This window comes from Amycolatopsis sp. NPDC006125 (genome assembly GCF_040614195.1).
GTDB classification, from domain to species: Bacteria; Actinomycetota; Actinomycetes; order Mycobacteriales; family Pseudonocardiaceae; genus Amycolatopsis_E; species Amycolatopsis_E tucumanensis.
This window is the reverse complement of record NZ_JBEXTZ010000116.1, coordinates 1-24460: the sequence shown is the minus strand read 5'-3', so window position 1 is coordinate 24460 and position 24460 is coordinate 1. Positions and strand designations below refer to the sequence as shown.

At 70.1% G+C, this 24460-nt stretch carries 26 protein-coding genes and 2 pseudogenes; 8 read left to right on the top strand and 20 right to left on the bottom strand.

The window, feature by feature from the left end:
* From ABZ193_RS37440 to ABZ193_RS37430, 3 genes are all read left to right on the top strand, one after another.
* Nucleotides 1–975, top strand: a 975-nt coding sequence (locus ABZ193_RS37440; RefSeq protein WP_354713373.1) for a type IV secretory system conjugative DNA transfer family protein, incomplete at its 5' end; no start/stop codon positions are given.
* The gene (locus ABZ193_RS37435; protein ID WP_354713371.1) at nucleotides 972–2024 is read left to right on the top strand and encodes a replication-relaxation family protein; all 1053 of its coding nucleotides are present in this window, start codon (nucleotides 972–974) and stop codon (nucleotides 2022–2024) included. The genes ABZ193_RS37440 and ABZ193_RS37435, both read left to right, overlap by 4 nt.
* Before the next feature lie 39 nt (nucleotides 2025–2063).
* A complete protein-coding gene (locus ABZ193_RS37430; RefSeq protein WP_354713369.1) occupies nucleotides 2064–3041 on the top strand; it encodes a C40 family peptidase in 978 nt (325 codons plus the stop codon).
* A 223-nt stretch (nucleotides 3042–3264) separates the two neighbouring features.
* On the opposite strand, the gene ABZ193_RS37425 is transcribed toward ABZ193_RS37430, so the two are convergent.
* From ABZ193_RS37425 to ABZ193_RS37385, 9 genes and pseudogenes are all read right to left on the bottom strand, one after another.
* On the bottom strand, nucleotides 3265–4158 hold the full coding sequence (locus ABZ193_RS37425) for a hypothetical protein (protein WP_354713367.1): 894 nt from the start codon (nucleotides 4156–4158) through the stop codon (nucleotides 3265–3267).
* A gap of 423 nt (nucleotides 4159–4581) precedes the next feature.
* Nucleotides 4582–4941: a hypothetical protein gene (locus tag ABZ193_RS37420; RefSeq protein WP_354713366.1), complete on the bottom strand. Its 360-nt coding sequence runs from the start codon at nucleotides 4939–4941 to the stop codon at nucleotides 4582–4584.
* Between the two features lie 88 nt (nucleotides 4942–5029).
* Nucleotides 5030–5209, bottom strand: coding sequence for a hypothetical protein (locus ABZ193_RS37415; protein WP_354713364.1), 180 nt, complete (start codon nucleotides 5207–5209; stop codon nucleotides 5030–5032).
* Nucleotides 5210–5244: 35 nt separating this feature from the next.
* A complete protein-coding gene (locus tag ABZ193_RS37410) occupies nucleotides 5245–6060 on the bottom strand; it encodes a hypothetical protein (protein ID WP_354713362.1) in 816 nt (271 codons plus the stop codon).
* Nucleotides 6060–6278 (bottom strand): hypothetical protein, encoded by a 219-nt coding sequence (locus tag ABZ193_RS37405; protein WP_354713360.1) that lies wholly within the window; start codon nucleotides 6276–6278, stop codon nucleotides 6060–6062. Before ABZ193_RS37405 ends, ABZ193_RS37410 begins: the two co-directional genes overlap by 1 nt.
* A gap of 14 nt (nucleotides 6279–6292) precedes the next feature.
* Entirely contained in the window at nucleotides 6293–6598 is a 306-nt protein-coding gene (locus ABZ193_RS37400) for a hypothetical protein (protein ID WP_354713358.1), read from the bottom strand.
* Nucleotides 6599–6648: 50 nt separating this feature from the next.
* Entirely contained in the window at nucleotides 6649–7425 is a 777-nt protein-coding gene (locus ABZ193_RS37395) for a hypothetical protein (RefSeq protein WP_354713356.1), read from the bottom strand.
* Nucleotides 7426–7448: 23 nt separating this feature from the next.
* The gene (locus ABZ193_RS37390; protein WP_354713354.1) at nucleotides 7449–9191 is read right to left on the bottom strand and encodes a hypothetical protein; all 1743 of its coding nucleotides are present in this window, start codon (nucleotides 9189–9191) and stop codon (nucleotides 7449–7451) included.
* Between the two features lie 40 nt (nucleotides 9192–9231).
* Nucleotides 9232–9876: pseudogene (locus ABZ193_RS37385) on the bottom strand (AAA family ATPase); the annotation flags it as partial.
* A gap of 361 nt (nucleotides 9877–10237) precedes the next feature.
* Between ABZ193_RS37385 and ABZ193_RS37380 the strand changes: the two are divergent.
* On the top strand, nucleotides 10238–10765 hold the full coding sequence (locus ABZ193_RS37380; protein ID WP_354713352.1) for a hypothetical protein: 528 nt from the start codon (nucleotides 10238–10240) through the stop codon (nucleotides 10763–10765).
* 86 nt (nucleotides 10766–10851) lie between these two features.
* Here ABZ193_RS37380 and ABZ193_RS37375 read toward each other — a convergent pair whose 3' ends face one another.
* From ABZ193_RS37375 to ABZ193_RS37360, 4 genes are all read right to left on the bottom strand, one after another.
* Entirely contained in the window at nucleotides 10852–11490 is a 639-nt protein-coding gene (locus ABZ193_RS37375) for a hypothetical protein (protein ID WP_354713351.1), read from the bottom strand.
* 488 nt (nucleotides 11491–11978) lie between these two features.
* Entirely contained in the window at nucleotides 11979–14636 is a 2658-nt protein-coding gene (locus ABZ193_RS37370) for a BTAD domain-containing putative transcriptional regulator (protein ID WP_354713349.1), read from the bottom strand.
* Between the two features lie 71 nt (nucleotides 14637–14707).
* A complete protein-coding gene (locus ABZ193_RS37365; RefSeq protein WP_354713347.1) occupies nucleotides 14708–15097 on the bottom strand; it encodes a hypothetical protein in 390 nt (129 codons plus the stop codon).
* Nucleotides 15098–15118: 21 nt separating this feature from the next.
* Complete coding sequence (locus ABZ193_RS37360) at nucleotides 15119–15565, bottom strand: hypothetical protein (RefSeq protein WP_354713375.1); 447 nt, start codon at nucleotides 15563–15565, stop codon at nucleotides 15119–15121.
* Between the two features lie 140 nt (nucleotides 15566–15705).
* Here ABZ193_RS37360 and ABZ193_RS37355 point away from each other — a divergent pair, with 140 nt between their 5' ends.
* The 3 genes from ABZ193_RS37355 to ABZ193_RS37345 all read left to right on the top strand — a co-directional run bounded on the left by ABZ193_RS37355 (nucleotide 15706) and on the right by ABZ193_RS37345 (nucleotide 18903).
* Entirely contained in the window at nucleotides 15706–16845 is a 1140-nt protein-coding gene (locus ABZ193_RS37355; RefSeq protein WP_354713345.1) for a tyrosine-type recombinase/integrase, read from the top strand.
* 4 nt (nucleotides 16846–16849) lie between these two features.
* Nucleotides 16850–17179: a helix-turn-helix transcriptional regulator gene (locus ABZ193_RS37350; RefSeq protein WP_354713343.1), complete on the top strand. Its 330-nt coding sequence runs from the start codon at nucleotides 16850–16852 to the stop codon at nucleotides 17177–17179.
* 341 nt (nucleotides 17180–17520) lie between these two features.
* Nucleotides 17521–18903 (top strand): hypothetical protein, encoded by a 1383-nt coding sequence (locus ABZ193_RS37345; RefSeq protein WP_354713342.1) that lies wholly within the window; start codon nucleotides 17521–17523, stop codon nucleotides 18901–18903.
* Between the two features lie 50 nt (nucleotides 18904–18953).
* On the opposite strand, the gene ABZ193_RS37340 is transcribed toward ABZ193_RS37345, so the two are convergent.
* A complete protein-coding gene (locus ABZ193_RS37340) occupies nucleotides 18954–19484 on the bottom strand; it encodes a TadE family protein (RefSeq protein WP_354713340.1) in 531 nt (176 codons plus the stop codon).
* Between the two features lie 93 nt (nucleotides 19485–19577).
* Here ABZ193_RS37340 and ABZ193_RS37335 point away from each other — a divergent pair, with 93 nt between their 5' ends.
* On the top strand, nucleotides 19578–20174 hold the full coding sequence (locus tag ABZ193_RS37335; RefSeq protein ID WP_354713338.1) for a cadmium resistance transporter: 597 nt from the start codon (nucleotides 19578–19580) through the stop codon (nucleotides 20172–20174).
* An 80-nt stretch (nucleotides 20175–20254) separates the two neighbouring features.
* On the opposite strand, the gene ABZ193_RS37330 is transcribed toward ABZ193_RS37335, so the two are convergent.
* The 6 genes and pseudogenes from ABZ193_RS37330 to ABZ193_RS37305 form a co-directional block, all read right to left on the bottom strand.
* On the bottom strand, nucleotides 20255–20737 hold the full coding sequence (locus ABZ193_RS37330) for a TadE/TadG family type IV pilus assembly protein (RefSeq protein WP_354713336.1): 483 nt from the start codon (nucleotides 20735–20737) through the stop codon (nucleotides 20255–20257).
* 1 nt (nucleotide 20738) lies between these two features.
* Nucleotides 20739–20939 carry a hypothetical protein gene (locus ABZ193_RS37325; protein ID WP_354713335.1) on the bottom strand — a complete coding sequence of 67 codons (201 nt, stop codon included), beginning with the start codon at nucleotides 20937–20939 and terminating at the stop codon, nucleotides 20739–20741.
* A gap of 50 nt (nucleotides 20940–20989) precedes the next feature.
* Nucleotides 20990–21883: a type II secretion system F family protein gene (locus tag ABZ193_RS37320; protein WP_354713333.1), complete on the bottom strand. Its 894-nt coding sequence runs from the start codon at nucleotides 21881–21883 to the stop codon at nucleotides 20990–20992.
* Nucleotides 21880–22797, bottom strand: coding sequence for a type II secretion system F family protein (locus ABZ193_RS37315; RefSeq protein ID WP_354713331.1), 918 nt, complete (start codon nucleotides 22795–22797; stop codon nucleotides 21880–21882). The genes ABZ193_RS37320 and ABZ193_RS37315 overlap by 4 nt, the downstream gene beginning before the upstream one ends.
* Entirely contained in the window at nucleotides 22794–24176 is a 1383-nt protein-coding gene (locus ABZ193_RS37310) for an ATPase, T2SS/T4P/T4SS family (RefSeq protein WP_354713329.1), read from the bottom strand. Before ABZ193_RS37310 ends, ABZ193_RS37315 begins: the two co-directional genes overlap by 4 nt.
* Nucleotides 24173–24460 (bottom strand): annotated as a pseudogene (locus ABZ193_RS37305) (hypothetical protein); the annotation flags it as partial. The pseudogene ABZ193_RS37305 and the gene ABZ193_RS37310, both read right to left, overlap by 4 nt.

Below are 24460 nucleotides of genomic sequence, written 5' to 3'. Positions count from 1 at the left end.
TTCTGGGGACCACGCACCGACGACCTCATGCGCGCCGCCTGCCTCACCCTGCGGGCCCAGGACGGCGTGCCCACCCTGGCCGACCTGCCCAAGCTACTGGCCAGCGAGGCGTTCCGGTCCCGTATCACCGCCGGCCTGACCGACCCCGTGCTCACCGGGTTCTGGCAGTGGTACGACCACCTCACCGACAGCTCCCGCAGCCAGGTGATCTCGCCGCTGATGAACAAGCTGCGCGCGTTCCTGCTGCGCCCCTTCGTCAAAGAAGCAATCGCCGGCGGCCGATCCACCGTGGACATGGGCCAGGTGCTCGACGAGGGCGGCATCTGCCTCGTCCGCATCCCCAAAGGCTCGCTCGGCGAGGAAACCACCCGGCTGGTCGGTTCCCTGGTGGTGGCGCGCACGTGGCAGGCCACCACCGCCCGCGCCCGGGTCCCGCAGCGCCTGCGGCCCGACGCCAGTCTCGTGGTCGACGAATGCCACAACTTTCTCAACCTGCCCTACCCGCTGGAGGACATGCTGGCCGAGGCGCGGGGATTCCGGGTGGCGATGACCCTGGCGCACCAGCACCTCGGCCAGCTGCCCCGCGAACTGAAGGAAGGCATCTCCACCAACGCCCGCTCAAAGATCTTCTTCTCCGCCAGCCCCGAAGACGCCCGCGAACTCGCCCGCCACACCACACCCCGGCTCTCCGACCACGACCTGTCCCACCTCGGCGCCTACCACGCCGCCGCCCGCCTCGTCGTCCACGGCGAAGAAACCGAACCCTTCACCCTCACCACCACCCCCCTGCCCGACCCGATCCCCGGACGGGCACGCGAAATCCGCTCCGCACTGCGCGCCCAACGCCGCGCACACCACACCGGCGCACGCCCTCCCACCACGCGGACCCGGCCTGCCGCACGGCCGGTCGCGTCGACCCGGCCGCGCAAGACCGACCCACGCCGCGCCCACCCCTGCCCTGAGGACCGCCTGTGATCACGACGACCACGCGTCAGCACACGCTGCGCGGGCACCTGCCCGGCCGCCGCGGCGCTCGCGCCGCCGGCTCGGTCGAGCACCAGGCCATGCTCGCCGCCCGGCTCACCGCCCGCGACCGATGGATCCTGGCCCTGCTGCACGAACACCGGGTCCTGACCAGCTGCCAACTCCAGGACGCCGCGTTTCCCTCCGGCCGCTCGGCCCGGCAGCGGCTGCGTGACCTCTACCTGTGGCGCGCCGTGTCGCGGTTCCAGCCGTTCCGCCAACGCGGCTCCGCGCCCATGCACTACGTCCTCGGGCCCGCCGGCGCGGCCGTCCTCGCCGCCGAGCACGGCCTGGAGGTCACAGAACTCGGCTACCGCCACGACCGCGCCATGGGCATCGCGCACAACCAGCGCCTCGCCCACACCGTCGGCGTCAACGACTTCTTCACCGCCCTGATCGCCCACACCCGCGCCACCCGCGGCGAGGCTCTGGTGGCGTGGTGGTCCGAAGCACGCTGCGCGCGCCACTTCGGCGACCTCGTCATCCCCGACGGCTACGGCCGCTGGCGCACCACCGCCCGCGAGATCGAGTGGTTCCTCGAGTTCGACACCGGCACCGAATCTCTCACCAAGGTCGGCCGCAAACTCATCGGCTACGCCCGGCTGGCCGAGGCCACCGGCATCGCCACCCCCGTGCTCATCTGGCTGCCCACCACCCGCCGCGAAGCCGGCGCCCGCACCGCGCTGGCCCGCATACACGCCGACCTCGACAACCGTCACGCCGTCCCGGTCGCCACCGCCGCAGCCGACCAACTCAACCCGCGCACGACGCACCCGAGCCCCGCCGAGGCCGTATGGCTGCCGCTGACCACCGCACGCGCCGACCGCGCCGGACCCCGCTACACCCTCGCCGACCTGCCCGACGCCTGGCCCGGCCTCCCACCACCGGCCGACCCCACCACCCCCGACGACGACGCCGACACCGCGGCCGCCACGCCCTACCGGCTACCACCGCCCAGCCCGATCCCGCCGCGCGCGACGCCGAACCGGCTCGCCCGCTAAGCCGACGCCAGCATCGACGGAAGGGAGCCGAGCCGGACCATGGGAAGCAGACTGGCCGCCGGCGTCGCCGCCCTCGTCCTGGCCATCCCGCTGCTCCTCGCCGCCGGGATCGCCGGCGTCGTCAGCGCCCTCACCGGCAGCAGCGCCGCGGGCTCGCTGATCTGCACCCCGGACGGCACACCCACCGGGACGGTGCCCGGCTTCACGTCCGAGCAGATGGGCAACGCGGCCATCATCGTGGGCGTCGGCAAGCAGATGCGGGTGCCTGAGCAGGGCTGGGTCGTCGCGATCGCCGCCGCCATCCAGGAATCCGGGCTGCGCAACCTCGACTACGGTGACCGCGACAGCCTCGGCCTGTTCCAGCAACGCCCCTCGATGGGCTGGGGCACCGCCGCACAAATCACCACACCCACCTACGCCGCAACCCAGTTCTACCAACACCTGCTCACCACCCCGAACTGGCAAGCCATGAGCATCAACGCCGCCGCCCAAGCCGTCCAACGCTCCGGCACCCCGCACGCCTACGGACCACACGAAACCGACGCCCGCCGCATCGTCGCCGCCGTCGCCGGCATCCGCTGCGAACCCGCACCCGCCCTCGACGGAACCGGAGACTGCAACAACATCCAAGCACCAACGCCAGCAGCGCTGACCGCCATCAACTACGCCTGCGGCCAACGAGGACTGCCCTACATCTGGGGCGGCGACGGACCCGACAGCGGAGACCAAGGGTTCGACTGCTCCGGCCTCATCAAAGCCGCCTACGACGCCGCCGGAATCACCCTCCCCCGAACCGCCCACGCCCAATTCCACACCGGAACCCGAGTCCCAGACGGATCCCCCCTGCTTCCCGGCGACCTCGTCTTCTACGGCACCCCAGCCAACATCACCCACGTCGCCCTCTACCTCGGCAACGGCAAAATGATCAACGCACCGACCTTCGGCAGCCCAGTCCAGATCGACAACTACCGACACGCGAACGACAACTACGTCGGCGCCACGCGACCCTCGACTTAGGATCCGAGGCACGCGGAATCGATAGCCTCCGAGGCGGCGACGAACCACCGCTGCCGTGAACAGGCCCACGCACGGTTCGAGGTGCGGCCAGGTTCGGACCGGCTTCCCTGCCCGCCGGTTGTGAGCGCAGGCCGTTGCCACGCGAAGGATCGACACGCGCGTGCGGCCGCCGCCCCGTCGGACGACGACCGCACGCGCAGATACCCCCCTCCCGGTTGGGCTCCTACGGGATGTCAGTCTCGGCCGGATTGACCGCAAACCGCTTGGGGGCTTCGCATGTCTTGAGCGCGTACCCGTCGGCGACGAGCTTCTCCAGGGCGTTGTTGACCGCGCCGCCGGAACGGCCGAGGTCCTTGCCGATCTTGGCGGGCCCGAAGCTCTCGCCGGGGTGCTCGGTCAGATACTCCTCCACCAAGGCCCGCAGCCCACCTTTGCGTAGCCGCCCCTTGTCCGGCGGAGTGGTGTCAACGGATGCCGCGTCCGCAGCGGGGACGTCCCTGGACGACTCGGTCGTGGTCGCGTTGTCGACCGAAGACGTGGTCAGTGTTTCGGCCAGCTGGGCGGCAGCAATACCGTCGGTGGGTGCGCTGTCGTCGGCCGCTGAGGTCGGCGCGTTGTCGGGGACGGCATTGTCCTCGGTCTCCGGTGTGGTGCTGCGCTCTTCGGCCGCCGGGTACTCCTCCACGGCCGGGCCACTGACCTGGGTGGTGGCAGAATCCCCGGGGGCTGCCTCGTCGGCGCTGTGGGGGTCATCGGTTCCCTGGTCGGTGCTGGGCGCCGTCCCCGTCGCGTCGGGCTGCTCGTCGTCGACGTCCGGCGTGGTGGTGGCGTACGACGGTGCGAGGGCCCAAGTGTCGGGGTTACGTGGACCGGCGCCAGAGGTGCGGATCGCGTGGCCGTCGCGGTCCCAGCGGGCCAAGATCTTCGCGGCGGTCGAGCGGCCGACCCCGGCCTCCATCGCCAGCTCGGCTGCGGTGAACCCAGGATTGTCGGCTAGCGCGGCGCGGACCTTGTCCTCCGTTGTCATTGCCACGTTCTGCTGATCGGGGACCGCGTGCAAGTGGCAGTCGTCGGTGGTGGTGGCGGTGGTCCGGTTCGTGTGGTTCTTATGGGACATGACGAACTCCCTGCGTGCTGGAATGAAATCTGTTGGTCATGCCCCGGCCGGAGCGGTGGCCCGCCGGTGCGCATCCGGTGGTTCGGGCTACACGACTATGGACGCTTCGTCACCGCCTCCTTGTCAAGCGCTTGTCCTAAAAAGACGATCGTGCGGATCAAGTCGTCATGGATGCACGGGACAGAGAACGACCCCGGTCTGAGATCGGGGTCGTCGTCGGGCCAAGGCCCCTCGATTCCTGTCCTGTGCCGCGTGGACTGATCCGCTCGCACGGCGAGCCGCCTTGTTCGATCAAACCCTTCCTCGGCCGGCGCACCGCGGCGGTACCTGCGGCTCCTCCTCGCAGCGAACGGAGACCAGTAGCCGTGCAGGCGACAGCTTGTTCCTTCGAAAGCCCGGTGGACAGGCGGGGCGCGGAAGGATTCAGTGAACGCGGGCCAGCAGCTTTTCGAGGTTGTCGCGTGTGTTCCGTCCAGTGCGGGGCCAATCAGTGAGGTAGGTCAGCATCTCCGGCGTCGCGCGCGGCGGAGCGTTACCGGCCAAAACCGCCAGCGCGGCGCCGTGGCGGTGCTGCAACTCAGCGGCGAGCGGTGAGGCGATCGGGTACCACACGTCACGGACCTCGTAGCGGCCGTCGTCGTCGGGCCGGATGACGCGAGGCTGGCGTTCCTGCGAGAACCCCCAGGGGTCGTCATGGATGTGCACGACGTCGCCCTGCCAGTCGTAGCGGATCTGCGCGCCACCGTAGACCGCTTCCTGGTAGATGCCGATCCATTGCGCCACGGATCGGCGGCACCGCAGGCCTGTCTCCCTCCAGCCGTCCTCGCTGACGGCGGGGGGTTGGCTGTCGGGGATACCAGGGAACGCGGGCTCATGCGGCGACGCCACCAGAACCTCGCCGGGTGGAAACACGTGCTTCACGCTTCACCTTCCGATTTCCCTCGAGCAGGGGCGGTGTGGAGGTTTTATGGAAGAGACCTGGTGTGGGCGGGGTGCGCGCGGCGTGACAGTCTGGGCAGAGCTCGTCGAGCGAATCGGCGATGTCGGTCATGTCGACCTCCTGTCGGTGTCGTCGTGGCGGGGGTGTCAGGTGGTGGTCAGCACCGCGCGGGTATGACGGTCGGCCAGCGCGGGGTGGGTGAGGTGGCGCTCGTCATCGGCGAGGAGCACGCGCGTGCCGAAGCGGGGCGGCCCGCCGTTGGGGTCGGTCCACCCGTAGAGGGCGGGCAGTGCGGTGAGGGCCTGCGCGGTAGCGTCTGCGGCGGGGTCGCCGTCACGGTAGCCGAACACCTCGATCTCCAGCTCTGCCGTCGTCTCGTGGGCGTTGATGAGGTACCGCAGGTGTGGCGGGAGTTGCGCGCGGAGCTCGACGAGCTGGGCGGGTGCCGGGCCCGGTGACGGCAGGGTGAGGTCGGCGAGGATGCGCAGTCCGAGCTGATGCAGGTCGTGGCGGTGGGTCTCGCCCAGGAGCGGCCCGTAGCGGCGCTCCGCAGTTTCGGCGGCGTCGATCCCGGTGTAGCCGCAGGTGTCGCGGCCGTGCGGAAACACGACCGGGGTCTCGCCCGGTCCTGGTGGGATGTACTCGCCCGCGCGCATCGACCAGCGCTGCCCTCGCCGCGCTGTCCACACCGTGCCCCTGTCGAAGGCGTGGGTGTAATCGGTGCCGTGGCTGGTCGGCCAGAGCCACGGCCAGGGGTGGCCTCGGTGGGTGACCTCGCCGGCCTGACCGACCTCGGCGGCGCGCAAGAACGACTTCACGAGATCGGCGAATTCGTCCGCGGAACGCGCCAGACCGATCTTCTCGACACTGTGGCAGGCGCAGGTGCCGAGGTGGATCGATCCGATCCACTCGGCGTCCGGTCCGCGCCCGAGGTAGAAGTCGTGGGTGGTCGAGCGGCTCATCACGCACCTCCAGTGGGGTAGGAAGCCGGGTTGCTCGGCGGCGGGAAAGGGTCCGGGCCGGGTACATGGGTCGGCGCGGGACGGGCCTCGGGGTCGGTGTCCTGGTCGCTCTCGGCTGCGCGGCCGAGGAGGTAGGCCAGCACGATGACCGGGGTCCACGGTCCCGGCAGCACCACGGCCAGTACGGTCCACCCGAGTCGTTTCTTCCTGTCCTGCATGGGTTGCTCCTCTGTCAGAAGTTGTGGGGGTCGGGTGGTGGGGCGAGGACGGGCCCGCCCAGCGCGGTGGTGAGGCGGCAGCCCGCCGACTCGGTAGCGTGGACGTCCCAGAAGCCTCGGCAAATGGCCTGAGTGCCGATCGGGTTTCCCGTGGCGGGAAGCGTGGCATGGCAGACGATCCAGCTGTCGCGGTCCAGCGCCTCCTGCACGAGCTGGTCGCGGTAGCCGGGTGGCAGGTGCATGAGGTTGCCGGGCCGGAAGATGCAGGTGGTGCACTTCGTACTCAGCAGGCGCGGCAGCCCGGTGCCGGTGTCGCGCACGTCCCCACACCGCGACGAGGCGAAGTCCGCGTCCCGAGCGCGGTCGCGGGTCATCGCTCCGCGCTCCGGGACGCGGTGGCCAGTTCGGCGCGGAGCTCCGCCAAGGGACGGTCGTCGCGGGCGAGGCGCCACAGGTACCAGCCGTTGACCGTGGTGGGCCTTGCGAGCCAGGTCGCGAGCGCGGAGACAGCTGAGGGAAACCGCAGGGCGGGTTCGGTGCCGTGAACCAGGGCGCCGCCGGGGCCCACGGTGGCGGTGTGCCCGTTCCACACCAGCTCTTCGCCGACCGCGTCCAGTCCGGTGTCGATCAGCTGGGCGAGCGCGTCAGGAGTGTCCGGGTCCGGCAGCGTCGGGTCGACGGGTCGGCCGATGGACGAGGTGAACAGCCGCAGGCCGACCTTGCGTTCGGCCTCGTCGGCGAGTGCCCGCATCCAGCTCACCGCCACAGTGGCGACGTCCTGCGGCCAGCGTGTCTCCAGCCCGGGCAGGGTTTGCACGGTCCGCCAGCCCTGGTGGGTGGCGGTGAGGACCTCGACATCGGCCCGACCCGGATCGTCGTCGGCGGGCGGGTGCAATCGCACCGCGACATCGCCCCGGTGCACCTCGGCGGGCGGCGGCGCGGGAAGCCACACCCCCGCGAACAGCTCGGCGGCGAGCGCGGTCGGCGGCGTGTCCGCCTGCTCGGGGAGGGTGAGGCGGACGTTGGTGATCACGAGCGCCCACGCGTCGGCGGGGGCGCGCAGCGGCACCTCCCCCGGCGGTGCGGGCACGAGGGCGACAGCGGTGGATGGCACGGTGGGGTCGTTCGGGCACGTGTCGCTGGTCATGGCGGGCAATCCCTTCGGGTGGCTCAGCGGGTGGCGCGGAGGGCGGCGGTCGCGGCCTGTCCGATCGCGCGGGCGGTGGTAGCGGGGTCGGTCAGGGTGTGCACGGTGGCGCCGTGCATGGGTTCGTTGAAGCGCGTGTCGGGTTCCAACCACAGCACCGCGCAGCTGCTGGTGCGCAACCGGTCGAGCATTTTCTGGCCCGGGGCTTTGGTGGCGTTCTCGAAGCAGCCGTCGGAGATGATCACCAGGAGGCGGGCGGCGTCGGGCCGGGACAGGTCGAGCGCGCCGTCGAGTGCGCTGATCGCGGTGTCGATGTGGTGCGCGCTGTCGCCGGTGTCGAATTCGGTGACGCGCTGCGGGGTGCTGCCGGGGCGGGTGACCGGGCGGACGTGGTGGCCGAAGATGACGGTCGCGGTGGTGGCGGGGACGGCGGTGTGGCGGGCGGCGTTGGCCAGGATCCAGGCTGCCGAGGCGACCGGTCCGGCGAAGGCGCCCATGGACCCGGACACATCGCAAGCGATCCCGATCCGCAGCGGCGGGGTGGGCACGATCGCGCGGGTGGTGTGGGTGAACGGTTCGGCGGTGGGGATCGCGCCCGCCGCTCGTTGCGCGTCGGCGGTCATGGCTCCGCGCATCCGTAGCCGTCCCGGGGGTAGGGCCGAGTGGGTTTTGGTGACGGTGCGGTCGCGGGTTCCGGCAGTGGTCAGCGCACGGGCGAGTTGGCGTGCGGCGGTGCGTTCGGAGGCATGTGGCGGGCGGGTGCCCCGGATGGTGGTGCCGTAGGCCGGGGTCCGTCCGGGGTCGTCGAACACGGCGCGCGCAGCGCGTTGCGCCTGCTGGCGTGCTGCGTCGTCGGCGGCGGCCGCTTTCCGCGCCCGGGTGACGGGGTCGGTGGGTGCCGTTTCGGCTGCGACGGCGCGGCTGATCGCTGCCGCCGCGCTGGTGACCGCTTTCGCCAGCGGCGACGGGGTGCCGTTGCGGTTCTGTCCGTCGTTGCCGGGTTCGGGTGGTGGTTCGTTGGGGTCGGTGCCCAGGGCCTCGCACCAGCGGCGGCCGAGGTCGATCATCGTGTTGGTGTCGTCGTCGGCGGTGCGGTGTGCCTCGCGCCAGACCTCGCGCAGGGTGTCGAGGGTGCCGGCGTCGAGGATCTGGGTGACCTGGCGCGCCACGGCGGCGGTTTCGCGGTAGTTGAGGACGCCGCCGTCCACCCGGGCCAGCAGCAGCGCGGCGCACTGGGCGGCGTCCTGTGTGGTCATTGTCGGGGCGGTGGCCGGGTCGTCGGTGTGCAGGTCGGCGAGGATGAGGTTGGTGGCGCTGGCGCGCAGCCAGTACCGGTCGCCCGGGCGGCGGCGCAGGTGTGCGGCTTCGATGCGGGACTCTTCCAGCAGTTCCGCCGCCGCCGCTGCCCCGGGCGGTGCGTCGTCCGGGGGCCGCCACACCGAGTGTTTGGCGTGGGCGCATTCGTGGGTCAGCAGGCCCCACGCGGTGCGGTAGCGCTTGCGGTCCCCGACCCGGTGCGGGGTGACGGTGGCGGGATCGACCCCGCTGTCCACGTGGACCCCGTCGAGCTCGATGGTGGCGAGGTCGGGGAAGAAGCACGCGGGGGCGCCGTGGCCCGCTCCGGGCGCGACGGTCACCACGAGGTCGTCGCGGTCGGCGATCGCCGGGACCTCGTCTCCGAACGCGGCGGACAGGGTGAGCCAGCCGGGGGCGGCCGGAAACACGGCGGTGGGGGTGGCGGTGGCGGTGGCGATGTGGGTGCTCATGGGGTTTGTCCCTTCCGATCTGTCGGGCGGGTGTCGCGGGCTAGAACTGCGGTCCGAGTGACAGCGGGGCGACGTTGGCGCCGAAGACGTTGCGCACCGTTTCGGCGACCACCTCACGGTCCTCCTCGGGTGCGATGCCCACGAGGTTGCCAGCGGCGGCAGCAGTGCCCAGCACGGCGGCGATGCGGTTGAACGCGATCAGCTCGCGCAACTGGGGCGCCCACCCGATCTCGCCTTTGCCCTGCCGTGCGGCCAGATTCCGCGCGACCCGCACCGCTTTCGGTTCGATCCCCAGTTGGACGGCGAGGTCGTAGTCGGTGGACACGTGGATCTGGGCGGCGAACCGGGACGAGAGCGCGTCGGTGAGGACCGCGCCGTGCACGCCGGGGTTGTGTCCGGCCACTACGTAAAACCCGGGCGCGGCGTCGACCACTTCGTTCTTGTGGGATTTGATGATGATCTGGCGGCGCCCGTCCATCGCGGGGTACACCACGGCGAGCACGGTCGGCGGGATCAGGGTGGCGTCGTCGATGAACAGCGCGCGCCCCTCGCGCATCGCGGTCACCAGCGGGCCGTAGGCGAATTCGTAGCGCCCGTCCGGGGTTTGGGTGTAGGAGCCCACGAAGTCGTCGGTGACGGTGTCGCTGTCGCCCTGAATCGTGATCAGGTCGTCGAACGCGGGGTCGCGGTTCGCAAAGCGGGGAGCACAAGGTCAGCCGGGCTGGAAGTTTTCGCCCCATTCGGCGTTGCGCCGATGGAAGTTGAGGTCTGCGTGGCCCCCGCACGGGCAGGGGGCGACGTTGTCTACACCGCCGGGATTCGCGGTGTGTTGGCGTTGCGGTTCACGGCGTGGCCCCCTTTCCGGGGATGTGGCGCGGGTTTACGGGCGGTTCAGCTGTAGGCGAGTTCGGCGTCGTGGTGGGCGTCGGTGGCCGCTGCGGCGGCGTCGTGGTTGGGGTGTTCTTCGGTCCACCCGCAGTTGCAAAACGCGGTGGCGGTTCCGTCGGCGTGGGTGGTGACGTACGCCTGAAAGGGACACCGAAACCATGAGCACCCCCGCCACGACTCCGGACCACGGCACCGCGCTCGCTGTCCCGGGCGCGACCACGACCCGGCTGCGCAACGGCGAACTCCGCCGCATGGTGGCCGAACAACTCGCCAAGGACCCCACCGCCGCGCTCACCCCCGGCACCATCGCGCGCCGACTGGGTAAGTCCTCCGGCGCGGTCGGCAATGCCCTGGTGACGCTGGAAGCACTCGGACAAGCGCGACCGGTCGGCACCAAACCGGTCAGCTACCGCGCCACGGACAAAACCGCCGACGCCGCGAAAACCGCGACCGTCGCCCCGCGCACCCCCACCGCCCCGGCCTCGTCGGCTCCCACCCCGCCGCCCGCCCCGACCGCGCTGGTCACCCGTCCGGTCCGCCGCCCGAACGGGCAGATGTACCACCCGCGCAAGCTGTCCGGGCTGTCGGACGTCACCGCGCTCCGCCGACTGCGCGCCGCCGGGGTGTCCGCGCTCATGTACGGACCACCCGGCACCGGGAAGACCTCGGTGGTGGAGGCCACGTGACCGCGCAGCCGTTCGCGGTGAAGCGGTTGACCGCGATGTCCGGCAGGTGCGCGGGATCGGCCATCGGGTCGATGACGTATGCGTGGTCATCGACCCCGCCGACGCGCAACAACCGCGTCGTATTCGGTGGCGGCGTCGTAGTGGGTGCCGTCGGCGGCGACGATGCGCCAGTGGTCGCCGCGCACCCGGTCGGCCGGGTAGTAGGTTCCGGCGAGCGTTCCGTCGGGGTGGGTGACCGTGCCGTACAACAAGCGCTCCCACTGCTGGCGGGTGATGTCCAGCGTTCGCGAGCAGCGGCCGCATTCGACCGTCCCGGTGTCGGGCCCGCTGGGTGTCCGGTTGCTGGTGGTGGTCAGCCATTCGACTCGGTGTAGCACATAACTATCCCCGTTCCTGAATTCGCCGGGCGGGCGGTTTGTGGTGGTTTCCGGTTTTCCCGGTGACACATCAAAAGTAACTCGACCCCGGGCGGCGTGCAATAGTTTTCCGGCGTCAATTTCAGGGAATTTTGGCCATCTTTTCGCCGTCGAATTGACGCCTATTTCTACATCATTTGCACAGGTCAAACGGGTTCGAAGCAAACGCAGAAATAACGCGCCGGACGACGGGAAAACCGAATAGGACGACCGTCTTTCCGAGAGAAACCAACGGAAAATCAGGAGGATTGAAGGCGAGCGGGGCACCGCGCCAACCACCGACATCAGGATGCGGATGGTGCATGACATCGCTGCCGGGCCTGATGTACTTACCCGCTTGGCGGCAAGCGAGTCTGGGACACCGGTGGATCCCCGTTCAGGGTGCATGACCTGCGGTGACGTGGGACAACAGGGGATCCGGCTTAGCCGGATACCGGAGAACCATGCGGAGCGGCCCGGTGAACGGCCCCTCCGTCGGCGCGCGCTCCCCGCGCCACCTCGCCCCGCGGCGATGACACGGGGCGGTCGTTTGCGCTCGAGGGACCCAGCCGCGCCTGTCCGCATGAGGTCGTCCGTACATTCGCGACGGAATTGCAACTGCCGGTCCCGTGATCCCCTTACACGGGAAAAAACGGCCAGGTATGGACAGGTGCGCACAGAGTTCTTTTCCGGCCTTGGCGGTGGTTCTACTGTGTCGACGCTAGCATCGAACCCGGCCAGGCAGGGGCTAGAAATCGAGGTATTTCGTTGTTCCCGACGAGTCTTTTTCCTCCATCGATTCGCGACCACTCGGTGATTCATGGTTGCGTGTGATGGCGAGTTTTCTCGGCGGGGATCCCGGTGTGCTGGGCGCGTAGTCGCTGTGCAAGGTCGATGGTGTCGGGTGTGGGTATGGCGTCGATTTCGGTGAGGCGGGTGCGCAGCAGGGTGAGGGTGCGGGAGATGGCATCGTGCCGGCCGAGTGCGTGTTGCAGGCGCATGATGTCGCGGTAGAGCAGCTCGTTGTGTGGGTCGAATGCGCGCGCGGTTTCCAGGAGGTCCAGGGTGTAGTCGGGGTCGGTGTCGACGTGGGCGCGGGCGAGCGCGGCGACGGCGTCGAGGGCGTCCCGGCGGGTCGCTTCGCGCGCGGCGGTGAGCCATTCGGCGGCCAGTCCGTCGGCGAGAGTGCCGCCGTAGCAAGCCACGATGGCCTCGTAGGCCTCGAGGCGTTGATCGGGAGTGGTAGCGGTGCGGCGGCGGGAGACCGCGTCGGTGAAGGTCCAGTAGTCCACGTGGACGAGGGCCGGGTCGAGCCGGTAGCGGCCATGTTCGCTCAACACGAGGTCGGCGATGGCTCCGCGGGTCGCGGTGTCGAGGGCCCGGCGGATGCGGGAGAGCACGGTGCGCAGGACGCTCGCCGGGTTGCGCGGCGGGTGGTCGGGCCAGAGGGCGTCGACGATCGCGTCCCGGGACACGCCGCGGGGGTGGACGGCGAGGAGCACCAGCAGTTCGAGCAGCCGGGTGGTCAGGTGTCCGGTGACGTCGCGCAGGTCGTCCGGCCGGTCGGGATCGGGTCGCCAGCGCAGGGTCGGCGCGCCGAAGATGGCCAGCTTCAACGGGGTGTGCGCCGCTGACTTGCCATCTCCGGTCGTTGGTGAGGCGGGGTGTTGGTCGTCGTCGGGCTCCACAGGTGGTGGGCCGGTGACGATCTCCAGTCTTTGGGCTCTGTGTTCGCCTGGCGCAGCTTGCTCGGCGGGTGTCTCGTCATGGGACGGGTCGGGTTCGGGTGACTGGGTGGCGTGGAGGAAGGCCAGCAGGTCGCGGGTGGCGGTGTCGGGCAGGGTGAAGGCCCGTGCGCCGCGCAGGGGCTCACCGTGCCCGGGGTCCGTCGCGGAGATGATCCCGTCGCTAGTGACGTAGGCGGTCACGCCGGCGCGCCATTGGCCCAGCAGAACGGCGCTGACGCCCGATGGTGCGCCGTTGTCGAGCAGCTGCTGCAGGTGTGTCTGCAGCTCCGGCTCGCGTGGCGGGGATGCCACCAGGACGGTGCGCAGGCCCGGTCGCCCAGACTCCTGGTGCGTGGCTTGGGAGTCGAGAACGGTCAGCGCGGCATCCAGGTTCGCGACCACCGTGATCCGGTCCGGGAGCGGTCCGGCGACCGGAACGCCGAGCAGGCGGCTGAGGTCGTCGGCGGGAACGAGCACCGTGACTGGGCCGTCGGTGGTGGTGAGGGCGGCGACCACGAGGGCCCGGGCCGCGGCGTAGCCACCGGGGCCGACCAGTCCGAGGCCGTGCACCGCCGCGAGGTCGAGGGCGATCTGCTCGACCTCGCCGCCGTGGACGTCCCGGACAGCGGTGTCGACGGCGCTGTCCCAATGCGGCGAGGGGACGACGCGCCGGAAATGCGAAACGAGGACCTGCAACTGATCCTCGCCGCGCGGCCCAGTGGGGGCTCCGGTGTCGGCGGTATCGGCCTCGAACTCGGAGTCCTCGTCACGATGCTGGGCACGCAGGTGGGCCAGCCGCAGCTGGTACACCACGGGCGGGACGGGCAGATCGTCGCCGCGTCGGCCACTGCCGGGCCGGTAACGCGCGTTCCGGCGCCGCCGCGCAAGCACCAGCAGCGCGCTCACGGCCCCCGCCAAGCCCAGGCTGACGAAGATCTCACCACCCCAGGACACGCCACCCCTGCCAGCGTCCTTCCCTGCCGAGTCGCCCTGCGTCGTCGGTGCTGACGACGGAGTTGCGGTGCGAGTCGGCGCTTGCGTCGCGGGACGCGGGGTATCGGGCCCGGATAAGGGTGGTGCCGCGGCGGTGTGCGTGGGGAGCCGGAGAGTGTCGCCAGGGTGGATCAGATTCGGATTGGTCAGCCGGCGCCCGCCGGGCTGAGTGCTGCCCTGGTTGAGGGCCCAGATCTCGGGCCAACGGTCGCCATCACCGAGGCAGCGCTCCGCGACTCGCCACAGCGAGTCGTGCACTCCGTTGGCCGGCTCGCGAACGCGTTCAGTGCCCGGCGCGTCCGCGTGTATCGCGTGATTTACCGGCCGGATGGCGGTCCAGGCGGGGGCGGCCGCTACGACAGGCGCGTGGCCTGCGGGCCGTGCCGGGTCGACGGACGTGACCGGTGCGGCGGTGGCAGTGCGGCCAAGCACGGCCACCAGCATTGTGCCCACCAGGACGGCCGCGACGCGACGCACCGGGCCGGTCCGCAGCCGCAGTTCGAGCGCTCGTGCGCCGCGTGCTACATCGATCGCGCAGGCGGCGACCTCGAGGGTGAAGACGAACCACAGCAGCCACGCCAGGCACGCCACGGTGTCGAGCAGGAAGCTCGTGGACATCGGTGCCATCAGCACGGCGCCGATCTCGTCCAGGGTGGGGAGGTGATCCGGCAGCGGCCAGCCCACGATCCGCACGAGCACCCACGGCAGCCCGCCGGTCAGCGCGAGCAGCATCGCCGCGGCCAGCAGCCCGCGCACCGTGCGCCCAAGGAGCCGGGCAGCGCGAAGTAGCCACGCGGGTGGCCGGGCTCGGCGGGTGAGCGGCACCATCACGCGCTCGCGGCCGCCGCGGCGGGCTCGGCCGGCCGTTTCGGTGTGGGGCGAGTGATGGACGTGGCGTGGCCGTTGGTCGCGTTGCTGCGGGCCTTCGTTGTGGTGCTGCGACGGCGTTTGCCGCGGTTGGTGGTCTGGTCGCGCCAGCGTGTCAGGTCGGCGGCGGGGATGTCGGTGACCTGGGCCAGCTCGGAGATGTCGATGACCTCCCCGGCTGCGGTCAGGACCTCGCCGAGTTCGCGCTCGAGCTCGGCGAGCTGGGCTGCGAGCGTGGCGTGCCGGCGTGCCAGCTCGCCCACCGTCGTGGCCGCCTCGGCGCGGCGGGCGTTGCGAGCGGTGTCCTTCTCGGTGAGGCGGCGGGTGATTTCCTCTTCCGATGTGACCATGCCGGTCTCCCTTCCGTGCGGTTACGGTTCGACGGCGGTGACGCCGCGTTGGGGGTGGGCAGCGCCGCTGCCATGGGTGCGGATGTCGTCGATGCCGATCAACGAGAGCAGCTGGGTGCGGTAAGTGGTCGTGACCTGCACCGTGACGGTGTCCCCCGTGACCTGCACGGTCCCGGTGGCGCCGACCGCGGCGAGGTAGCGCTGCGCCGACTCCCGGGCACGGGCAGGATCGAGCCGGACCTCACCGGTCGCGCGGTATGCGGTCAGATCCAGTGCCTGAGCACCGGCGCGGGCCGCGGACTCGGCCTGACCACCGGCACGGACCTTGCTCGCGAGCGCGAGACCGCCGTCCAGGCTCAACCCGGCCACCGCGAGCAAGCCCAGCATCAAGGCGAGCACGAACGCCGACACCCGGCCGTCCTCGCCCGCCCACCACGCAGGCCATCTCTGCCAGTGCGGGCCGGTCATGGCGTGCTCCCGGCCGTCTGTGTCTGACATGTCCCCAGTTCCTCTGCGGCGGAGGTTGACGTGTTGCGGCTGGTCCGCAGGTGGGTGTGGGTTCCACCGGCCATGACGAGGTATTGACGTTCGGTCGGGATTCCTGAAGGATGGCCGGGATTCTTCAAGAGATCGTTCCTGTGGTGAAGTGGAGTTCGGACGTGGAGCTGGCTGTCGTTCGCACGATCCGGTCTCCGCGTCAGTTGAGTACGGCGCAGGAGCAAGGGGATTTCGAGCAGGAGTTGGTCGATCAGTACGCGTTGGCGATGGCGGCCAGCGGGGTGAGCGACCTCCATGTGTCGCGCGAGCGGTCGGTGTTGTTCGACTTCGTCCGTTTCGTTGGTCGTCCGGTGTGGTCGGTGGAAACCGACGACGCGGATCGCTACTTGATCTGGCTTCGTGCCACCCGGAAGCAGGCGCCGAACACGGTGTTCTCGAAAGCTGTGACGCTGCGGCAGTTCTTCGATTTTGTGATCGCGCGCTATCAGGGTGACATTCACGAGTTGACCGGATGCGTTGTGGCGCAGCCGATTGACGAGTTCAACCGGCCGAAAAAGCCGCAGGCGGTGCTGGTTCCACGGGTGCCGCCGGTCTCCACGGAGGTTGAGGCGTTGTTCGCGGGGTGGCGCGAGGCGCTTCCACAGACCCGCAAGTTCCTGCCCGCCGCGCGGGACTACCTGGCGGCGTCGCTGTGGCGTCGGGCTGGGCTGCGTATCAGCGAAACCGTGGCGTTGGACATCCGTGACTGGCGGCCGGATCTCGGCGAACTCGGGAAGCTGCACGTCCGTTTCGGCAAGGGCAGCCACGGTCGCGGCCCGAAAACCCGGCTGGTTCCGGCGATCAACGCCGTCGGCGACTTGTTGACGTGGTGGTTGACCGACGTACGACACCAATTCGGCGACGACTGGGCCGATCCGGATGCACCACTGCTGCCCAGCGAGCGACGCGACCGGCAGACCGGACTCTGCCGGCGGGCGGGGACCAACGCGCTGCGCACCGGCTTCGCCGACGCGGTCGAACACAGGCTGCCGACGTGGCAAGGTCGGCTCACACCGCACGGAATGCGGCATTTCTGCGCATCCTCGATGTACGCGCGCGGAATGGATCTCAAGGCCATCCAGGAACTGCTGGGGCATTCCTGGCTGTCTACGACCACCCGCTACATCCATGTCCACAACGACCACATCGAGCAGGCATGGGCACAATCCAACGCCCGCGTCGCGGCCCGGCTGACCGATATCGGAGGTTAAGACGATGCAGTGGAACCTGCGACTCAAGGCCGCAGAACGCGGAATCTGGAAGTCCACCGAGATGCGTCGCCGACTCGCCGAGTACGGCTTGGAAATCAGCGCCGGGAAGATGTCCGCGCTGTGGACCACCACGCCTACAACAATTCGACTCGAGGATCTCGACGTGTTCTGCGCTGTCCTGGACTGTTCGCCTGACGAGCTACTGATTCGCGAGCCCGCGCAAGTCCAGGCACGACGGGAGGCCCTGGCCCGCGCGGCCGGTGATCGACGTTCGTCGCCACCGCCAGCGGTGACACCTCGCCTGGGGCGCAACAGATCCACACCTCCGGCGTGACGCCGCGACGCCCCGGAGCTACTGCGATCCGGCAGCCACGCTGCACTATCTGCGCGCAACGACCGGTCGCGATGCGCGGGGTGAAGTTCTGCTTCGATTGCTGGCCAGGTGGTCCGGTTACCCCTCCACCTTGCCTGCGATGCGGTGCCACCACCGACTACTGGACCAGCGGCATCTGCGCCCGGTGCCACATCAACGGCGAAACCGGAGTCGATTCCTGCCCCGACTGCCACGCCTGGGGAACGACTCGAACGCACAAGTGGCTGTGCGTTGGATGCACGGGTTACCGACGAAGCAATCGAGACGTCGGATCCTGCCCCTCGTGCAACAGGCGCCGTCATTTGGGCAAGTGGGGAGTGTGTCGGCTGTGTCACAAGCAGGGCACTCTCCTGACCGAGGCCCTCGGAACGTTCGACCCCACCGCCGCCAGCCGACTCGGTCACCAGCTGTTCCTCGCCGACCTGTTCACCAACAGAGGGCAACGCCCACCAGCCAGGCCGCCGAGCAGTCAGGCCGCCGAGCGCCCTGACGCGCGGGCGCCGCTCAACCAACTCGTGTTGTTCCACGCCCAGCGCGATCTCGCCGCGCATGGACGCACCGGCTTGCACGAACGGGCCGATCCTGTGCTCGCCGCTGAGCTTGACGAGCACGCCCGCGCGACGGCCACCGCACTGGGGTGGAGCAAGAACCAACTCACCGACACCTGCTTCGGCATCCGCATCGTGCTGGGCATCCGCGACGACGACGGACCAGTCAAGGCCAGTAACGTGGAACTCCTGCGAGACATCGACCTGCCCGTCTGGACCGTGTTGAAGGTGCTCGCCGCGGCCGGGCTGCTGGAGGAAGATCGCCTCGCGGCGCTCGACTCGTGGGTCGCTCAGCAACTCCGCAACCTGCCCGAGCCGATGACGATCGAACTGCATACCTGGTTTCAGGTCATGAAGAACGGAAGCCCAACGCCTCCACGCCGTCGACGGCGCAGCGACACCACCATCAACCTGCACTTGCGCTGGGCGCTGCCGATCCTGCGCGAGTGGGCAACCATGGGCCACACCAGCCTGCGCGAAATCAGCAAGGAAGACGTCCTGCTCGCACTGCCGCCATCCGGCAACCCGCGATCCACCGCCGGGCAGGGCCTCAAATCGATCTTCCGTGTCCTGAAAGAACGCCGAGTCCTGTTCACCGATCCCACCCGCCGCATCAAGACCGGCGAACACCAATCTCGCGAACCGCTGCCCGTCGACATCGATCTGCTGCGCACCGCACTCAATTCCGACGTCCCAGCCCAAGCCGCGGTCACAGCCCTGATCGCCTTCCACGGCCTGCACGTCCGGCAACTGCAACGCCTGCACCTGACCCACATTCACGACGGCCGCCTGCACATCGACGGCCGAACCGTCGTGCTCGCCAAACCAGTCCGCGAGCGCCTCGCCCGATACCTCGACGAACGCGCGCGACGGTGGCCCAACACCACCAATCCGCACCTGTTCATCACCCGTCACACAGCAAGCCGCCCTGACCCGGCAAGCAAACGCTGGATCTGGCTCACCCTCGGACCCGGGCTGTCCGCCGCTGCAGTGCGCGAAGACCGCATCCTCGACGAAGCCCACGCCACCAGCGGCGACGTCCGCCGAATCGCCGACCTCTTCGGCCTGAGCATCCAAGCCGGCACCCGCTACACCACGACCGTCGACCACCCCGACCTCACCAAAGCCGACGACTGAACCTCGAAACTGCACTCCAGTTCGGGAACCCAAGCCACCCGATACCCTCATCAGCGGCCACCCCCGCTCCGGTTCGAGCCGACGACACCTTCAGAATTCCCGAACCCGTAATCAACGGAGCGGTAGGTGTCGACGACCTCGCTGGCCGTCGATTCCAACGTGGTCGTGCCGGGAACACCGAGCAGCACCGCCTGCCCGAAGTCCACGGAGCACCGCACACTGACGGAAATCGTGCCGCCGGGCATCACCGCGCCGCGCAGGCTGGTGGTCACACTCCGGCACACCACGCCGGCCTGTGCCAGCGCACTCGCAGCGGTCGCGCGCGCCGAATCGGCGGCCGCCGGCGTGCTCCGCTGCATGCTGGCGGCCCGGGCAGCCTGGTGCGCGACGTCGTCGAGCCGCAACCGGGCATCCACCCCGCGATGGACCATGACGGCGATGAACACGATCAGCATGATCAGCAGCGGCGCGATCAGCACCGCCTCCGCGGTGACCGATCCCCGCTCACCGTTCCACCACCGCCGCCCGGCACCACGGCGTGTTTCGAGCGCGGCCCGCGTGCGGGCACCGGGGCGCGTCATGAAGCACCTCCGCATCCGAGAAAGGCGGCCTCGTCCCTCGACCAGCCCGACCTGACCGCGACCAACAGGTCCGCCGACTAGGCTGCGACAGTTGTGAGCAGCCCCCTGTCCACGGCTGGCAGCGCCGTCGGTGTGTTCGCCGGAACCAACGTCGACGACCTCGTCGTGCTCACTGCGCTGTTCCTTGCCGCTCGCACGCATGGCACACCGCGGCCCTGGCAGATCGTCGCGGGCCAGTACCTCGGCTTCCTCACCCTCGTCGCGGTCAGCGCCGGTGCCGCCGCCGGGCTGGTGATCGTTCCGGACCGGTGGGTTGGCCTGCTCGGCCTGATTCCTCTCGTCCTGGGCGTGCGCGGTTTGTGGCGTGCGCGCACGCACGACGGTGACAACGCCGCGCCGCTGGCATCCGGCCTGCTCGGCGTCGCCTCGGTCACGATCGCCAACGGGGCGGACAACATCAGCATCTACACGCCGCTTTTCCGCACCCTCGGTGTCGGGGCGACACTGCTCACCACCGCGGTCTTCGTCGCCCTGCTGGCACTCTGGTGCGCGGCAGGCGCGTGGCTTGGCTCGCACAAGCGAGTCATCGACACGCTCCGGAAAGTCGGCCACCTGCTCGTGCCCATCGTGTTCATCGCGATCGGTGCCTGGATCCTCATCGACTCGCGGGTTCTCACCGAGCTGTTCTGACGCCGCGATCGCCTTCACACCGGGACACGTCGCCCCGAAGTCGGCCTCGGCTCCCCTACTGGAGCGCTCGACTACCCTGATCATCCGGCACCACCGGTCGAGAGCCCGCCCGAAAACGCTTCAGAATTAGCGAACTCGTTGCCATCTGGGATAAACCTCTCGACCTCACCGACGGCTTCGGCGTGCACGTGCAGGTGCACGCCCGGCAGCACCGGGGTCGCCTCACCCTGGACGCTCACCGCCACCGAGATCGCGCTGCGCGCCACGTCCAGCCGCGAGTTCCGCAGCGGGCCGGCCGCCAACTCGTCCAGCAAGCGTTGCCCCGCGGTATGCCCTGCCGCGGAGGTGCCGTTTTGCATTCGGGCGGCGGCGAGCGCCTGGGAGGCCGCGGCTTGCGCGACGTGGGTGGCGTGTGACCACAGTGCGAACTGGACGATCGCCAGCAACGCCAGCAGGAGCAGCGGGGTGGCGATGACCAGTTCGACGGTGACCTCGCCGCGGTCGCCACGCAGGGCGCGTCCAGTCGCCCGCCGGATGGAGCCGGCGATGCGTCGGCCGTGCATCTCAGCCGCCGAGGCCGAGGTCGATGGAGTTCGCCTTCTCGGTGAGTTTCGCGACGATGATCGCGATGATGGCGATCGCGGCGATGGCCATCAGGGCGGTCACGATGACCGTCGTGGTGATCTCACCGCGCTCCGGGTCCTCCCGCAGCAGCATGGTCCGCGCCTGGATCAGGCTCCACACTATCCGGCAGTGATACAACATGAGTTCGCCTCTTTCCTTGTCGTGCAATCCTTTCCGTCGCCCAGGCCGACCTAGAGTCCATTGAGGACTTGAATGACGGCCGGGTAGGCTATGAAGCCGAGGAACCCGATGAACAACAGCGTCACCGGCAGTGCCATGCGTTCGGTGGCGGCCTGCGCATCGGCTTCGGCGTCGGTGACCTGGTGGGTGCGCAGCGCTTGTGCTTTCGCCGCCAGGGATCCGCGGACACGGGCGCCTTCGGTTCCGGCCAGGGAGATCGAGGCGGCGAGTTCGGACAGCTCGGGGATGTCGAGTTCCTCTCCCAAGCGGCGCAGGATACTCCAGGGGGTGGTGCGGGTCAGCTGCGCGGCGTCCAGCGCGCGCTGGATCTTGTCGAACGCGGGGCCGCGGCCGACGGCGGCGGCATCCAGCAGCGCGGCCTCGACTCCGGCGCCGCCGGCAAGGGTGATCCACACCAGGTCCAGAAACGCCGACAAGGCGGTGCGGAACTCCCGCCGCTGCCGGGCCGCCCGGGCGCGGACATCGAGGTCTGGGGCTAGGAAGCCGAGGCCGGCGAGCACCAGCCCGGCCAGCAGCGACACCTCCAGCCCGGGGGAGAGACCGCCGAGGGCCAGCAGCGCCTGCAGCAGCCACGGCGCGAGCAACCCGGCCAACGCGAGCACGGCCTTGGACGCGAGATGGGTATCGGTGCCACGGCCGAGGACCCGCAGGTCATTGACCAGGTTCGCGCCGGGAAGGCCCCCGGCGCGCAGGGCGGGCACGAACACCCGCCCCCAGGTGCTGACCCACGGCGCGTCCTCCGGACGCAGGATCGGTGCGACGGGCCGTTGTGCGCTGACCTGAGCCAGCCGGGCGCCGAGGGCGGGTCGCGGTGGCACCGCCCAGACCAGGAGCAGCCACAGGCCAAGACCGGCCCCGGTGCCGAACAGGATGGCGGGGATCATGCACGCTCACCCCCGCGAGCGGCAGGTGCCGTGCTCGCGACGGCCGGGACGTCCAGCGTGAGCACCCTGGCCTGGCCGCCACCGGCAGCGATGCGCGAGAGCCAGGCGAACCCGGCAGCGAAGAGGCCCCCGATGAGCAGCAGCACGAACTGCCCGGTGACGGTGTCGTAGACATCGAGGTAGGCGCGGTTGAACACCACGACACCGGCGGCGAAGGCGAGAGTGGTGGCAACGATGACCCGCACCGAGGTCCTCGTGCGGGCGCGCCCGGTCTCGACCCGCATCCGCATCGCGGCCTGCTCGCGGGCGGTCGTGGCTAGCGATCCGAGCAGGTCGCCGAGCTGGCGGGCCTGGTGCTCGGCGGCCAGGACCAGGGAGGCGATCACCAGGTCCGCGGTCGGGTCGGCAAGCTCCGCCGCCAGCCGGCGCAGGGCGGGCACCAGCCGCTGCCCGCTTTCCAGCCTCGTAGCGAGGGTGGTGATCTCGCCGCGGATCGGCGCGGGCGCGAGCGGCGCGGTGGCGAGGATGGCTTGCTCGAGCCCCGCCGCGGCCGCGAGAACGTCACGCAGCATCTCCGTCCACGACGCGATCGCCTCCATCCGGGCCACGCGACGCGCGTGCGCGCGATCCGGCCCGACCAGCCGAGGCAGAAACCACACCGCCGCCCCGGTCAGGACCCCACCGACCATCCAACCGGTCACCGCGCCGGTCAGCAGTCCGGCGCCGACGGCGAGCACCACCCGCAGCACGAACCAGCGATCGCGATCCTGCCCGCGCACTGCCCGCAGCCGGGCGCCGAACCTTGAGGTCGACGACACCGTCCCGGCCGGTCGACGCCAGGCGGCGAGGATCCGCAGGATCCCGGCCGCGGCACCGAGACCGAACACGGCGGCCACCGCCGTGTCGAGAGTCATGACGTCCACCAGCCCTCAGGCTGGGCGAGCAGGTCCGCATCGAAGCCGGCCGCGACCAGGTCATCGAGAGTGTCCGCCCGCAGAGCCCCCGCGACGGGAACCGCACGCCGGTCGGGACCGCGCCGGTAGACCTCGTTGGAGATCACCGCGCCGCCCTCGGCCCCGACGACCTCCCGGATCGAGGCGATCACGCGGGTGGTGCGGTCGGCAGCCCGGTCCAGGTGGACCACGAAGTGCACGGCGGAGGCAACCAGCAACGCGGTGGCCTCCAGCGGCAGCCGCTCCGGCCCCTGCGCGGCGTATGACGCCAGCCGAGTGAACGCGATCTTCGACGACGAGGCGTGCAACGTCGCCATCGAGCCGTCGTTGCCCTGACTCATCGCGTTGCACATCGGGATCACCTCGGCGCCGCGGATCTCCCCGACGATCACCCGGTCCGGGCTCATGCGCAGCCCCCAGCGCACCAGCTCGGCCTGGTCGATCGCGCCCTCCCCCTCGACGTTCGCCTCCCGCGCCTGCAACGCGGTGACGTCGGCATGCAGCTCCGGGTCCAGCCCGAGGCCGAGTTCGAACGCGTCCTCCACGGTGACGATGCGCTCCATCGGATCCATCTCCGCGGCCAGCGCCCGCAACAGCGTGGTCTTCCCGGCGCCGGTGCCCCCGGTGATCAGCACGTTCTTCCGGGCCCGCACCAGAGCGCGCAGGAACCGCTCCAGGCCCGCGTCCAACGTGCCGCGGCGGCGGAGCTGGGCGAGGGTGGCGGTCAGATAGCCGTGCCGGCGCACCGTCAACGCCGTCACCCCACCCGCGGTCAGCCCCAGGACCGCGAACAACCGCTCACCGCCGGGCAGCTGCAGGTTCAGCGCGGGCGACCCGCGGTCGAACCGGCGCTCCTCTGAGGAAGCGCGCGCCGCGAGCGTGCGCACCAGATCCGTCAGCTCCTCGTTCGACGCGGCGATTGGCGCGACCTGGGCGCGGCGGCCGTCGGTGTACTGGACGAAGACCCGGTCGAACCGGTTGACGTTGATGGTCTCCACCGAGCTGTCGGCCAGCAGCGGCTGCAACCCGCCCAGGCCGAACACCTCGTCCAACACCTGCTCGGCGACACGCTGCTCCGCGCCGCGATCCAGCAGCACGCGACCAGCAAGCAACTCGGCCTCAGTATGCGCGGCAATCGCTTCATCAAGGACCTCGCGGCCGATCTGCCGACGCCGCGTCACACTCAACGGGCCTTCCCCGGCCCGAGCGGCGGCCTCGACCCGCTCCGGCAACTCCGCGGTCAGCACCCGCCGTAACCGTGCCCGCAGCTGCTGCTCCGCATCCCCGGTCGCGGGGTCGTTCCCGGACATCACCGAGGTGGGCTGGGCAAGCGACGTCATATCGACACCTCTCTTTCGGGCGATCCCTTCGCCCCGTGGCCGTTGATCTCGGGCGCATCTGCTGGGCGTCGGAAACCGTCGAATTCCGGTGGGCCGGTGACGGTGCCAGCCGGATTACGCACCTGCTGAGCGGGAACGCCAGGCACCATCGCGAGACCACCGGACGCCGTGCCCGCCCCCTGCGGAGCGGCCAGCGTGCGCGCAAGCGCGGCGACGCTGCGCGCGAGGGCGCTGCGGCGTCGGGTGGTCTCGCGATGGTGCCTGGCGTTCCCGCTCAGCAGGTG